Source organism: Pirellulales bacterium (assembly GCA_033762255.1).
Taxonomy (GTDB): Bacteria; Planctomycetota; Planctomycetia; order Pirellulales; family JALHPA01; genus JANRLT01.
The window spans coordinates 251,471-265,223 of the sequence record JANRLT010000065.1 but is presented as its reverse complement, the minus strand read 5'-3'; the positions used below and the strand labels follow the sequence as shown (position 1 = coordinate 265,223).

10 protein-coding genes are annotated in these 13,753 nt (G+C 56.7%); 2 read left to right on the top strand and 8 right to left on the bottom strand.

Annotation, left to right across the window (positions count from 1 at the left end):
• Positions 1 to 82 precede the first annotated feature (82 nt).
• Both SFX18_18425 and SFX18_18420 read right to left on the bottom strand, forming a co-directional pair.
• The gene (locus SFX18_18425; GenBank protein ID MDX1965126.1) at positions 83 to 364 is read right to left on the bottom strand and encodes a ferredoxin family protein; all 282 of its coding nucleotides are present in this window, start codon (positions 362 to 364) and stop codon (positions 83 to 85) included.
• Between the two features lie 275 nt (positions 365 to 639).
• Complete coding sequence (locus tag SFX18_18420; GenBank protein MDX1965125.1) at positions 640 to 1,500, bottom strand: efflux RND transporter periplasmic adaptor subunit; 861 nt, start codon at positions 1,498 to 1,500, stop codon at positions 640 to 642.
• A 363-nt stretch (positions 1,501 to 1,863) separates the two neighbouring features.
• Here SFX18_18420 and SFX18_18415 point away from each other — a divergent pair, with 363 nt between their 5' ends.
• Positions 1,864 to 2,373 (top strand): FliM/FliN family flagellar motor switch protein, encoded by a 510-nt coding sequence (locus SFX18_18415; protein ID MDX1965124.1) that lies wholly within the window; start codon positions 1,864 to 1,866, stop codon positions 2,371 to 2,373.
• Positions 2,374 to 2,494: 121 nt separating this feature from the next.
• Here SFX18_18415 and SFX18_18410 read toward each other — a convergent pair whose 3' ends face one another.
• From SFX18_18410 to SFX18_18390, 5 genes are all read right to left on the bottom strand, one after another.
• Positions 2,495 to 4,552, bottom strand: a complete 2,058-nt coding sequence (locus SFX18_18410; protein MDX1965123.1) for a S1 RNA-binding domain-containing protein — start codon at positions 4,550 to 4,552, stop codon at positions 2,495 to 2,497.
• A 305-nt stretch (positions 4,553 to 4,857) separates the two neighbouring features.
• On the bottom strand, positions 4,858 to 5,880 hold the full coding sequence (locus SFX18_18405) for a DUF1559 domain-containing protein (GenBank protein ID MDX1965122.1): 1,023 nt from the start codon (positions 5,878 to 5,880) through the stop codon (positions 4,858 to 4,860).
• Between the two features lie 164 nt (positions 5,881 to 6,044).
• A complete protein-coding gene (locus SFX18_18400) occupies positions 6,045 to 7,202 on the bottom strand; it encodes a fatty acid desaturase (GenBank protein MDX1965121.1) in 1,158 nt (385 codons plus the stop codon).
• A 247-nt stretch (positions 7,203 to 7,449) separates the two neighbouring features.
• On the bottom strand, positions 7,450 to 8,952 hold the full coding sequence (locus tag SFX18_18395; protein MDX1965120.1) for a DUF1501 domain-containing protein: 1,503 nt from the start codon (positions 8,950 to 8,952) through the stop codon (positions 7,450 to 7,452).
• A 209-nt stretch (positions 8,953 to 9,161) separates the two neighbouring features.
• Positions 9,162 to 11,666: a DUF1549 domain-containing protein gene (locus tag SFX18_18390; protein ID MDX1965119.1), complete on the bottom strand. Its 2,505-nt coding sequence runs from the start codon at positions 11,664 to 11,666 to the stop codon at positions 9,162 to 9,164.
• Between the two features lie 458 nt (positions 11,667 to 12,124).
• Here SFX18_18390 and SFX18_18385 point away from each other — a divergent pair, with 458 nt between their 5' ends.
• Complete coding sequence (locus SFX18_18385; protein ID MDX1965118.1) at positions 12,125 to 13,300, top strand: DNA-binding transcriptional regulator; 1,176 nt, start codon at positions 12,125 to 12,127, stop codon at positions 13,298 to 13,300.
• Between the two features lie 15 nt (positions 13,301 to 13,315).
• On the opposite strand, the gene SFX18_18380 is transcribed toward SFX18_18385, so the two are convergent.
• Positions 13,316 to 13,732 carry a GNAT family N-acetyltransferase gene (locus SFX18_18380; GenBank protein ID MDX1965117.1) on the bottom strand — a complete coding sequence of 139 codons (417 nt, stop codon included), beginning with the start codon at positions 13,730 to 13,732 and terminating at the stop codon, positions 13,316 to 13,318.
• Between the last annotated feature and the right edge of the window lie 21 nt (positions 13,733 to 13,753).

Here is a 13,753-nt window from a genome sequence, read left to right as displayed (position 1 = left end):
GATCACAAATATCAGACTTTCCACCCGAATCACGCTCTCCGGTGAGCTGACGGAGAAACAACTACCCCATTAGCACACAGGGTTACTCGCCGCCGACCAGGGGTTCTTTCTTTTCGGTGATGACCGGGCATTGGGGGGCCATCTCGGCGTTGAGTTCGATAAAGCCCTTCCATTCTTCCGGCACATTATCCGCGTGAAAAATCGCCTCCACGGGACATTCTGGCACGCAGGCTTCACAGTCGATGCATTCATCGGGGTGGATGTAGAGGATCTTGTCCCCTTCGTAGAAACATTCCACCGGACAAACCACCACACAATCGGTGTACTTGCAACCAAAACACGGTTCGCACACAATGTGGGCCATCGCTACCACTCCCGGGAAAAGAAAAAACTCTAATTAGCCAATTGCCTAAGATTTATCGGCCAACTCGCCACACTTCTGCGGGAATAATAGTGCCTATCGGACAGGCAGTCAACGGTTTCGCACTGGAAAAATAAGGGATTTGCGCTTTGGCACCCATTGGCTTTGCTAATCATCAACTTTCATAATATTTGCTAGAAGCCCCCCTCAATTTTCATGGGCTTATTGAGATTAAATCACAATATGGCCCGTTGATTTTCGCTCCTTGAACAACAAGTTTACTCGGTCACGGGCTTGATGATTAATTCCCCCACCAAGCCGGGCCTTAACTGTCCGGCGGCGTTGGGCAATTCGGCCCAGATGCGAACTTGTCCATTGACGGCGTTGACTTCGGGGCTGACAAAGGTGATTTTTCCAGGAAATGACTGCGCGTTGTTTTTGAGGGCGGGACAGGCGAACTGCACCTCTGCGCTTGCCAAGTTAAGGGTAGCGGCGGCAGGCAAAAACCCCTCCACGCGTAATCTATCCGACCGTATCAATCGCAGGACGGTCTCTCCCGGTTGGACCCATTCGCCGCGCTGTTTACGGACCTCGGCGACGATGCCATCAAAAGGGGCCAGGATGCGGCGTTTTTCCAGCCGTTCGGTGGCGATGGCCAATTCCTGGCGTTTGCGGATCTCGGTCAATTTAGCCAGCTTAAGGTCTTGCTCGGCTTGTTCTATCTCGAGCGCTGATTTTTCCACCACCAGCCGCAATTGGTCCAACTCGGTCTGTGAGACGCTCTTTTCAAATTTTTCCAGCGATTCCTTGGCCCGTTGATACTCCGCCTGGGCCACCGCCAACCCGGCGCGGGCATAGCGTAGCTTGATATCGTTTTCGGCCAGTTCGGCCGCGGCGGCGGCCGCGGCGACGGCTTCCTCCCGGGCGGCATGTTGTTCGGCCAGATCCAGTCTTGCTAAAGTATCACCTTTTTTTACCGATTGACCCTCGGTCACGGTCAATTCCGCCAGCACGCCCGCGTCGCGCGCGGGAATGTCCGCTTTGTCGATCAGCGTCACCAGGGCGGTGTCGATACGGATCGGTTCAGCGGAATAAATGAATTCCGTGGCCCAGGCGGTCAAGAAAACAAACCAGGGCATACCCCGCGCAATTAATGACCCGCCCCGGCGATGATGCTTGTTGCCTTGCATAAATTCGTTCCGCAAAAAATAACGCCCTGAAATCGCCAAATCGCCGGCAATACGCCCACGGCGATCATGCCGCTAGCTAGTTTATCATAGCCTCCGGCGGGTCACAGCCACTGCTTGCGACGAAACTTAACATAGTGGCAAGGGAGGGGGAATTTGCCGATTTGGCAAAGTCTAACGGCTGAAATGCCGATAATGAGGAGAAATGAAGCGGTTGAGTGATGCATCCGGCATAAAAAGCCGGTACGTCCCCCGGTCGTCGCGCGTGATCGCCAAAACTGCTATCATAACCTCCTTGTAACGTTGGAATTGCCCATGTCCGCGGAATCGCCAGCCCCCAACGCGACGCCAGGCGACAGCTTGGAGAGCGCGGCGGAACCCGCGCTGGATTCCGGCGCGACAGTGCCCAGCGCCGAAGCGCGAGACGCGGCCCTGGCAGAGTTATCACCGTCCGCGACCGCTAGCGGAGCCGCGCTGGCCAGCACCATGCCAACGCGTCCCCTGGCAAGCACCGCGGGAGCCAACCGCCGCAATTTGCGCGACTTACCCGCCTATACGCGCAGCCTACTCCGGATCCCGTTGGCAGTTAGCGTGTCGTTGGCATCCAAGAAACAGAATTTGCATCAAATTTTGCAATTTGGACCAGGCTCGATTATCCAGTTTGATAAATCGTGCGAAGAATTTTTAAGTTTGGAAGTTGGCGGGCAAGTTGTTGCCAGGGGGGAGGCGGTCAAAGTCGGGGAAAAATTTGGCCTGCGCATCGCGCAGATCACCCTGCCCCAAGAGCGATTTAGAGCGATGAAAGGGAAGACCGGCGCGGGGTAATGGGTGGAATCTAATGACTCCCAGGCCTGTCGGACACGTATAAAAATCCCTACCGTAAAAAAACCGGTGCGGCGTTTCCTTTGGCAAAGGGATGATCCCCAAAAGAGAGATCACGCGGCCGTTACCACTTTAACCCAAACTGCTCTCCCCCGGATCCGCGGCCCACGCCTCCTTTGAGTGGGACTTTGCGTTCGCGTACGGGGCGGGATTTGGCGGCTTCTTCCGCAGCAGCTTCGGCGGCCGCTTCTTCCGCGGCGGCGGCCGCGTCCTCGGCGGCCTTTTTGGCCAATTCCGGTTTGATGGTCAGGGCCTTGATCGACAGGCCGATTTTTTGATTGTCAATATCCAGCGAGAGCACCTTGGCGTCGACCGGTTGTCCCTCGGTCAGGACATCCGCCACTCGAAAGATCCGCTTGTGCGAAATTTCCGAGATATGCACCAACCCTTCGACGCCGGCCTCCAGCTTGACGAACGCCCCAAACTCCATGATCCGGCTGACGGTCCCGCTGACGATGGAACTAACGGGATATTTGAGGTTGGCGGTTTCCCACGGATTTTGAAAGAGGTCCCGTAGCGACAGGCTGATTTTGCCCGTGTCGGGATCGATTTTTTGAATCTTGACTTTGACCCGCTGGCCCTCGGTCAGGACTTCGCTGGGATGCTTGACCCGTTCCCAACTAAGTTGGCTAATATGAATCAGCCCATCCATTCCACCCAAGTCGGCAAACGCGCCAAAGTCGCGAATTGAACGAATGACCGCTTCGCGCTCTTGGCCGACTTCTAATTCGGCTTTGAGTTTTTCGCGGGCCTCGGCTTGTTCGCGTTCCAGTATGGCCTTGTGGCTGAGGACCAAATTACGCCGTTCGCGGTTAGCCTCGGTAATGACGCAGGTCAGCCGCTGGCCGACAAACTGCGAGAGGTCCTCCACGCGATACAGCGAGACCTGGCCGGCGGGGATAAAGCCCCGCAGGCGGTTCACTTCGCATTCGAGCCCCCCCTTGTTATGGCCAGAAATCCGCGCGTCCACGACCATCCCTTCGCTCACTTCATTCCAGTCCGAGACATTAATGGCGGACGTGGTCAGGTTGACCTCGTACAGGCCTTCTTCGGGTTGAAACCGCGTGACCATTACCTCTAGCACGGTCCCCGGTTCCGGCGGCTTTTCGCCAAACTCGATCGTTTGCAGCGACCCCTGGTTCATCCCCGGCAACTCCACAAACACAAACTCCCGCGTGACCCGCAGGACGCGCGCGGGTTGCTTGGTGTCCTGGGGTAGGCTGGCCCCGATGGACGGCTTGCTCGACTGGTCAATCAACTCATTTAAAGAGTCCTCGCCCAATGCCGCCGCCAACTCTGCCTCTAGATCTTCGGACAACGGGGCCCGGATGCTGGGCTTTTCAATTCGGGGACCGCTTTTTTCCACAATAAACGCCGGGTTCTTGGGGCTTGCGCCCAATGGAGCGGGCTTGGGGCGGTATTGGGGGGCGTCGCCGGGGGTGGCGGCCGGCGCGGGTTCGGCGTGATCCGGTGTCCCACGGAGCGCGGGAGGGGTGGTGGAAACATTGATAACTTCGGCCACCTCGACGGGGTTGGTCGTTGGTGGGGATGGATTGTTCGAAAGTTCCACGGGTCGCTGGGTGGGTGATGACGACTCGGTCGGTGAGAGACCCTGCTGGCCCTGGGGAGGACGCTGTTGGCCGTGGTGAGGACGCTGGCCCTGCCCGGAACGCGGGGGTTGCGCGGGGCGCTCCTTCTGTGGGGGGCGCTGGACCTGCGCGGGACGTTGACCTTGGGGCGGAGTCCCAGGGGCGGGGGCGGGCGCATTAAGTGGAGCAAAATTCCCCTGCGAATCCATTCGCAAAAAGACCTGTTTTGGCGGGGGCAGCGTTTTGAATTCGGTCGTCACCCGCGGGGGGATCTTGGTCGGGCCGCTATCACGCTGCGAGCCAATTTTTATTCGCGGGCGACTGGCGTTTTCTTCGGTCCCGGAAGTACTGGCAGAGGAGGGGGCCGCGCTCGCGGACGGGGGAGAGTTTGCCGACGCCGGGTCGATCGGCGCGGATTGGACCGAACCCTCGGCCGCGGCGGTCGCCGAGGCAATTGATTCCGGCGGGGGGGCGGATTGTGGAGACTGCGCGGGATCGACCGGGGTCGGAACCGCTGTGACATCCTGACTCATACCGACAAACTCCCATAACAATTAAAAACATCTATGCGTCGTGCGGCCTAAACGCAGCCTCCCGATTTGCTGCTTGCAGAGATTCCTTAGTGTACTTCTGGCGGGGTCGGGGGAAAAGCGACCGCCCCCTAAAATTCCACCGAATTCAGGCGGAATTCGTTTTTTTATAGGTTGTCGCGGTGGTCACCGCACGCAAAAAAACGCAATTTTACCCAACTTGCCAATGAATTACCCGGCGGTAAACCTTATGCCCAAATAATTTCGTTTCCCGCTCCGCGGGATAATGCCTCCACTTAGCCCAGCGCTTATTGGCCCAGAGTGCTAGTGTCGATCAGACGGCCATTGATCATTTGCCCATCGTGCCTGTTGCCGGAAACGCGGTGAATATCGGCCAAAATTTCAAAGCTGATCTGCCGCACGCTGCCATCACAAAAGGCCATATTAAAAATCTGCGTGTGGGCGGCGCCAAATGTCTCCAGCTTGGCGGCGTTGCCCGGTCGGTAGTCAAACTCCGGAGTCAAATGCGTCCAACGATTGATGTCGTTATTATAACCGCAGTTCCAGCCTTCGTTATCATCGTAGCCTTTGCCGCTTTCGTAATCGGTGATGCTGATGTGCCGCTCGCCAATCAAATACGTCTTGCTCATGCCGTCCTTGATCATTCCCTCGCGGACTTCGCTGCGGGCATAAAAAATACCCGACGCGTTGATTGCCGTTTGCGGATAAATTGCGTCAATCTGGGCGTCTTTTTTAGTAAGGAAACTAGTATCGCCCGGCCCCTGAAAATCATTCCCCCCTAGGTCTCCGGCGTTTCCCGCGTAATCAGCATGGCCAATGACGCTGGGTCTGTTGATATTGATCATAAAATTCGCATCCCAGTTATATGGCACCGCGGCAGGAATGCGCCGCGTGGGACAGGTCATGATGCGCAGGGGCGTCTCGGCGGCTTTGCGTCCCGCTTCGCGCTTTTCAGCCACGGATTTTCCCTTGCCCAGATCATGCAGGGGACCTTCCTCGATATAGGGTAAAATATTGTAAATCCAGCCGCCGGTTTGCTTGCGGGTAAAGCCCCGGTCGGGATCACCGGCCCATTTAAAGCCCCAACCCCCGGAGGGCAAAAAACGCTGCGCCCCCAGATGGTTGCGGCATGCGGTGGCGATATTTCGCAGGTTATTGGCACAAGAGACACGATTGGCCGCCTCACGCGCGTTCTGGACCGCGGGTAAGAGCATTGATACCAAGACACCAATAATGGAAATCACCACCAGCAGCTCCACCAGGGTAAAGCCGAGCGCGCCGCGATGGCAATGATAACAAGAGGGACGCATAAAATAGCCGCTCTCTGGGATAAGAAAATTCACCGACTCTTGCCGCTATTTTATCAATAAATGCCCTTGCAAGCGAGCTTGTTGGCAGGATTCGGGCAATTTGTTGTTGACTGAAGGGGCCAGAGCGCGACACTGGAAGCTTTTACTCCAGTTGGGAGGCGTATTTAGGCCACCCGTACCAAATCACCCTGCGGTTGTGCGGCGGCTTTCCGCTGTTGGGCATCCTTTGCCGCTGCAAAGAGTCCCGCCAGCACGGACCACAAGCTGTCGGCGTTGGTCAGACGGTAAAGTGAGTTTTCTGGTAATTCACGCATTAGTTTGTTGTGCGCCCGCCGCAAATTGTGATACGGTAGCGACGGAAACAAATGATGCAAGGCGTGAAATTGCAACCCCACGGGGGCCCATAGCCCTGTCAGCAAGGGACGCCGGGGGTAATTGACCGAATCCAACAATTGCTCGTTAAAAGTCATTTCTTGGCCATCCCCTAAAAAGCGATGGGCACCCAGCGTGCGCACGGCATTCAGGCCCACAATCACTAGAGAAGTTAAATACGCCTGGACCAAAAAGCTGAACGGCAATACGCCGTTGCGGATCGGTGTTTGAAGCATTTCCTGGGTGACACCCGGCTGTTGCCCGCGATACAGCAAAACAGCGACTGTCCAGCAGACGACCAGGCAGCCAAATTCTTGCAATCGCCAGATGCGCAGCACCTGCGGCGTGGGCATGGGCCGCACATACGCGGGCTCCATAATCATGGACGAGGCATGCTTAAATACCCAGCGGCGGACGGCGGGTATGAACCAGGTCAGCGGGGTTAAGATCATGAACCGCGCGATGGCCAGGGCGGGAATAATTAGGATTTGGCTAAGATAAAATAAAATCGCGCCGATCGATTGATTCCCTAGGGGGATATACTCGCCGTCATGGGGGGTGCCGTAATGCTTGCGGCGGTGATGGTCCAAATGCGTATAGTACAAAAACGAAGGGATCAAAAACGGGATCCCACACAACAAGTTCCACACCATGCGAAACGCGCGAAAGCTTGTGCTTTTTAAATGGACTAACTCGTGAATAAACAGCACGCAGCGATAAAATAACAGGCAAGACGCCAAAAACAACAAAACCTGCGCCAAGCTGAACAGCGGAAACTTGCGCACCAGCATAAAACAGACCGTCCCCGCGATATTGCTGGCCAAAAAATCCGTCCAATAAATCCAAGGATTTGGCTCAAAATCATCCTTGACGATTTGCCTGGCCTGGGCGAGCGAAAATGTCGTGGCGGGAGTGACGCGGGGGAGTGATTCGTGGGAAATAAGTGGCATGCAAGAATCCTCATTCGGGGCTGCGGTGCTTCATGCACAGATTGTTCCTAAAAAGGGAACCGCACAATTAGTTATCGAGCGGCGGGGTGGGATACTGCGAATTTTGAGCCGCTGGGCGGACTTTTTGACAAACCGGCGCGCCGCACAGACAACCCATCCTGCCCATACCCCCACAATTTAGCTTGCTAGCATGCCGTAAGCAAGCAGTGCCCGTCGAGGGGAATGAACTGATAGAATTGCGTCCCGCTTAACCCACAATTTGGCTAATGGGGTCCACATGTTCCACGCCGACCAGTTTTTGGTCCAGGCCGTTGTAGAAATAGCTAAGCCGGTTAGGGTCCAGGCCCAATTGCCGCAGAATGGTGGCGTGGACGCGTTTGACGTGGAAGGGTTCTTCGACGGCGGCGCTCCCCAGTTCGTCGGTGGTGCCGACGCTGGTCCCCCCTTTGACCCCGCCCCCCGCCAGCCACATGGTAAAGCCGTAGGAGTTATGATCGCGGCCGCTGCCGGTGGCGTTTTCGGCGGTTGGTTGGCGGCCAAACTCGCCCCCCCAGACCACCAGTGTCGAGTCCAATAACCCCCGCCGTTTCAGATCGGTCAGTAAGGCGGCGATGGGCTGATCGGTGTTTCCCGCGTGGTGGTTGTGGTTTTTTTCCAGGTCGCCATGCGCGTCCCAGTTTTCGTCATTATGTGCTCCGCCAGAATAGAGCTGGATAAACCGCACGCCGCGCTCGACCAACCGCCGGGCCAGCAGACACCGCCGGCCAAAGTCGTCCGTACGCTTATTGCCGACGCCATACAGGTCGAGGGTTTCTTGGGTTTCGCTGGACAAATCGACCGCCTCGGGGGCGCTTTCCTGCATCTTAAACGCCAATTCATAGCTGGCGATCCGCGCGGCTAGTTCGCTATTTCCCGCGTGGTCGGCCTGATGCCGCGTATTGGCTGTGTGCAGCTCGTCCAACAGATCGCGCTGCAATTCGCGGGTCATTCCCTCCGGGGGCCGCAAATCCAAAATCGGCGCGCCATTCCCCCGAAACAGCGTCCCCTGGTAGGTGGCGGGCATGTAGCCGCTGGACCAGTTTTTTGCGCCGCTAATCGGTCCGCCGCTGGGGTCCAACATCACGACAAAGCCAGGCAGATTTTCATTCACCGTCCCCAAGCCGTAATTCACCCATGATCCCAGGCAAGGGGCTCCCGAAAGAATTTTGCCGCTATTCATTTGCAGCATGGCAGACCCGTGGATCGGGGAGTCGGCCGTCATGCTATGGATAAACGCGATCTCATCCACATGGTTGGCCAGATGCGGAAACAAATCGCTGACCCATTTGCCGCATTGGCCGTATTGCTGGAATTTCCAGCGCGGCTCGACGATGCGGCCGGAATTTTTCTTTCCCCCGCGGCCAAATGTTTTGACGGGTATCGTTTTGCCATCCATGCCAATCATCGTCGGTTTGTAGTCAAACGTGTCGATATGGCTGGGACCGCCATACATAAAGAGCCAAATCACGCTCTTGGCCCGCGCGGGCAGCATGGGCGTCTTGGGGGCCAGGGGATTAGCGCTGGTCGCGCCAGCGGTCGCGGCCAAGGCCGGTGAATCAAAAAATCCCTCCGCGGATAATAGCGACACCAGCGCCGCCGAGCCAAAACCGGCCCCCGCCTGCCAGAGGAACTCGCGACGGGTGCGCTGGCAAAACGCTGCCCGGCCGGACTTGAGGGGGCGGGGAGTGCAATCGTAATCGTGGGTGGACATGGGAGTGGGCAGAATTAAAAATTAAGAATTCAAAATTAAGAATGGGGAAGGTGAATTACAAAATGGGAATTGGGTAAATTAGAATTGGTGCTGAGAGCAGGGAGTATTTTGGGTATCACAAATCTCAAATTTGAAATCCGAAATTTCCAATTGCCTAAATCCAACACCTGCCAAAAAAACCAAATCGGCGACAGAGTCGCCTCTTCCATTTACTCGACGTAAATCGCTTCGTTACGGTTGAGCACGCTCAGACAATAATATTTTAACGCCTCCGCGTCGCTCAACTTGTGCTGTTCTTGCAATTGACCTATCAGGGCCACGCCGCGATCCACATCCGCCGGGTCGGCGGGACGCTGCAGGGCATAGCCCAGGGCCGTTGCCACCTGGGCCGCGCGGTCATTAGGTTTTTCGCGTGTCACCCGCTCGGCCAGGGCCGCCGCCCGCTGGTGAAAAAATTCTCCGTTAAACATGGCCAGCGCCTGGCTGGGCTGCGTGGTGATAAACCGCCCTTCGCAACTGCTGTCAGTTTCGGGAAAGTCAAACACGGACAAAAGCGGAGTGATTAGCGAGCGCTTGACATGGATATAAATGCTGCGGCGGGCTTCTTCCGCGGCGGAGGATTTACCCCAACCGTTTCCCGGGACGGATTGTCCCGCTAGTACCTCGGCCTGAATTTGGGGGTAAAAGCTTGGCCCAAACATTTGATTGTTAAATTCCCCGGTCACCACATGCATGGTGTCGCGGACTTCCTCCGCGCTGAGCCGCCGCATATCGTACCGCCAATACAACTCGTTCGCGGGATCGCGGGTCACAGCCACTGGATGATCGGCGTAGGCCAGGCGATACACCTGGGAGGACATGATCAACTTGTGCAATGGTTTTAGCCGCCAGCCGTTGTGGATCAGCTCGCCAGCCAAAAAATCCAGCAGCTCCGGATGAGTCGGCGGCGTCCCCAAATTGCCAAAGTTATTTGCCGAGCGCACAATTCCCCGCCCAAAATGCTGCTGCCAGACCCGATTGGCCATGACCCGCGCGGTGGTGTAATTTTCTGGGGAGGCAATCCAGTTGGCCAAGGCCGTCCGCCTGCCCGAGGTTTTTCCGCCCGCAGAGGATTGGACCGCGGGCGTTCCTCCCCCCAACACATCCAAAAACTGCGGCTCGACCGCGTCTCCCGGTGTGTGGGGATTTCCCCGCAGTAGCACTTGGGTGACGGGCGGCGCGGGGTAGGTGACAATACTCAGGGCCTGCGCCGTGGTGGGGCCTTTCTTTTTTAGCTCCTCCAATTGCTGGCGAAAAGTTTGATAAATGTGGTGTTCCTGCGGCTGCAATAGGTCCTTAATCCGTTCGCGGGTGCGGACTAATTGCTCCTCCTCAGACTTGTCCGCCTTCTCCACTTCCGGCAGTTTTTGCAGCGCAATCAGTTCCAGCGCGCGAATTTCCCCCCCCAAGCGCTCTTGCTCGCTAAGCCATAATCGTTGAGCCTCGGCTTGTTCTTCTGTTTGAATAGCAACTTGGTTGTAATTGTTGCCGTCACCGCGGCGGCCATAGGGTTGGATCTCGTGCAGAAATGCCAAAAATGCGTAATAGTCTTTTTGTGGGATTGGGTCGATTTTGTGATCGTGACAACGGGCACAGCCCACGGTCAGGCCCAAAAACACCTGGCTAGTCGTGCTGACCATATCGTCCAATTCATCATAGCGGGCTTGCTCTGGGTCGGCCGGTTCGTCATCCCACAGGCCCAGGCGGTAGTATCCGGCAGCGATGATTCCCTCGGTCCCGCCGTCTGGGAGTTCGTCCCCGGCCAGTTGTTCCTTGATAAAGCGATCGTACGGTTTGTCGCTGTTAAAGGCGCGGATGACATAATCACGATAGCGCCAGGCGTTCGGTTTGACGCCGTCCCGCTCAAAACTATTCGTCTCGGCATAGCGGACCAGGTCCAGCCATTTCCGCCCGGCGTGCTCTCCGTAATGCGGACTGGCCAGCAACCGGTCGATCACACGATCGTGGGCCTGCGGTGAATTGTCCGCCAGAAAGTCCGCAATTTCCGCGGGACTGGGGGGGAGGCCGGTCGTATTAAAGGTCGCTCGGCGAATCCAGGCCAGTTTGGACGCCTCTCCCACCGGGGACAATTCCGCCTGTTCCAGTTTTTGTAAAATGAACGCGTCAATGGGGTTGCGCACCCAGTCGGACTGTCGCACGACTGGCGGCTCGACGGGTTTGATCGGTTGAAACGCCCAATGGGCTTCCCATTTGGCTCCTTGTTCAATCCAGGCGCGGACAAGCGAGACTTCGGCCTCACTGAGGGGTTTACCGGTAGGGGGCATCCGTTCGTCGGCATCTTCGGCGCTGATCCGCCGCAACAGTTCGCTAGAGTCGGGTTTTCCCGCGACAATGGCATGTTTGTCGGAATCGAGCTTTTGAAAGGCCGCCTCGGGCTTGTGCAGTCGCAAACCCCCTTCGTCGTGACCCGGGCCATGACACGAATAACAACGCCTAGCCAGGATGGGTTGGATTTGCGTGGCAAAGTCAATTTGCGGCAATGGCGCATCAGCTACGGCCGCGCGGGGGAGGGAACAAAACAGCCAGACCAGCCAGATCGCTGCGGCCCAAAACCCACTCCGCGCCATGGCGTAATAAAAATGAAATAGAGCCATCCCAAGTACGGGAATATTGATCGTGCGGCACACAGGCATAGGCAACGCGGTGCGGGGCATGCGCAGGAACTTTCACACAAGGTTAAAAGAAGTGGGGAGGCAGACTGATTCTTTCCACCCCCCGCAAACGAACGGCGGGAACACTCAGCTTAACAAAGATTGCGGAGAGAAGCATCCAAAGGGCAAAACCCCGGAAAGTGACCCCTCGCAAAGATTAACATAAACTAGTGTTTCTTGATAAATTTTACACTTGTCGAAAAAGAGAAATCAATGAGATTATCCAACTCTTGGTTGAGAATCTTTTCCTAATCCAACTGCTTGTATTCGCAAATATTGACGTAATTTTAATAAGTCTGATGGAAAAGGCACTTCCCCAAGTTTCCTGCCGCAAGGATCGCCCGGGGAAAAACCGGTTATGTCAAGAATCTCAATCTTGAGAATCTTTGCGCATTGTGGTTATAGTAGGGTAAGGGGAGTGTAAAGTAATTTAACATTTGGAAAGAGGTCAACGTTTGGCAATGGATCGCAAAAATGTGTTGCTCATGGTGGAAACATCGCTTTATTTTGGGCGGGAAGTCCTGCGCGGGATTGCGCAGTATTTGGTTTCGCTCCGGCATTGGTCGGTATCGCTGGATTTGCGGGAACTGATGGCTCCGCCGCCAACCTGGCTGAAAGATTGGCAGGGGGATGGCATTATTACGCGGTCGGCCTCGCCCGAGGTCGTCCGGCTGATCCAGCGGTTGGGTATTCCCGCCGTCGATTTGACGGATATCCATGGCGACCAGGGCTTGCCGAATATTTGGAACAACCACGAGTCCATTGGCGGCATGGCGGCAGCGCATTTGCTGGAAAGGGGCTTTCGTAATTTTGCGTTCTGCGGGTTTGGGAATCACCTGTGGTCGCGGAGGCGGCGGGACGGCTTTTTGGCGGCCATCCCCCAACCGACCAGTTGCGCCGTCTTTGAATCCGACTGGCTGGGAATGAACGCGCTCCCCTGGGACGAACAACAAAAGCGACTCTGCATCTGGCTAAAAAAGCTCAAAAGCCCCGTGGGTGTCTTTGCCGCCAACGACCTGCGCGGGCAAAACGTGCTTGATGCCTGCCGCAGAATGGATTTGGCCGTGCCAGAGGAAGTGGCGGTCATAGGCGTGGATAATGACGAAATCCTCTGCGATCTGTGCGACCCCCCCCTATCCAGCGTGGTGCTTAACCCGCGCAGGATTGGCTTTGAAGCGGCGCAAATGCTTGATCAACTGATGACGGGCCAGACGCCCCCCCTGCATCAAGTCGTGGTCGAACCGGTGGGCGTGGTGACGCGGCATTCCACCGATGTGTTGGCGATCGACAATGCCGATGTTTCCGCCGCGGTGCGATTTATTCGCGAACATGCCTGCCGGGGGATCACCGTGCCGGATTTGCTGCGGCATCTGCAAGTTTCGCGAAGTGTCTTGGAGCGGCTGTTTCGCAAGTACTTGCGCCGCTCGCCGCAGCAAGAAATCCGCTTGGCGCAGCTCAAGCGGGTCAAGGAACTGCTGGCCGAAACCGAACTGCCCCTGACTGAAATCGCTAGTCTGACCGGCTTTCGCCATAGCGAGTATCTGAGCGTGGTCTTTAAACGGGACGAGGGAAAAACACCGGGAGAATACCGCCGCAACATCCAGCCGCGCGTCCCCGCCGCCACGGCGGAAGGCTAAATTGGCGCACCGAATCTAATCATGGCTCAGAAGCTCTTTCCGTGCGTTGATCGTCCAGGCCGAGGGGTGCGCGGTAAAGCCCAAGCGCGGATAGTAATCCACGGCGGCGGGCGCGGATAAGAGAATTAATGTCGCCCGCGGACCTAATTGCGCCTGGGTCCGGCGAATCAGCTCGCGGCCGATTCCCAGCCGCTGATAGGCGGCATCAACCGCCAAATCCGACAAATAACAGCAATACTCAAAATCAGTCAACGACCGCGCGACCCCCACCAGCAACTCTCCCTCCCAGGCGGTGACCAGCAAGTTGGCCCGGGCGAGCATCGCCGTGATCGTCGCCACGTCATCCACGGGCCGCCGCGCCGCCAGTGTGGAACGCCGCAACAGGTCAATAAACTCCGCCGGTTGCAACGTGCGATCGGTGGCATAGTGCATGGGGTGAGGCCTAGCGGAATA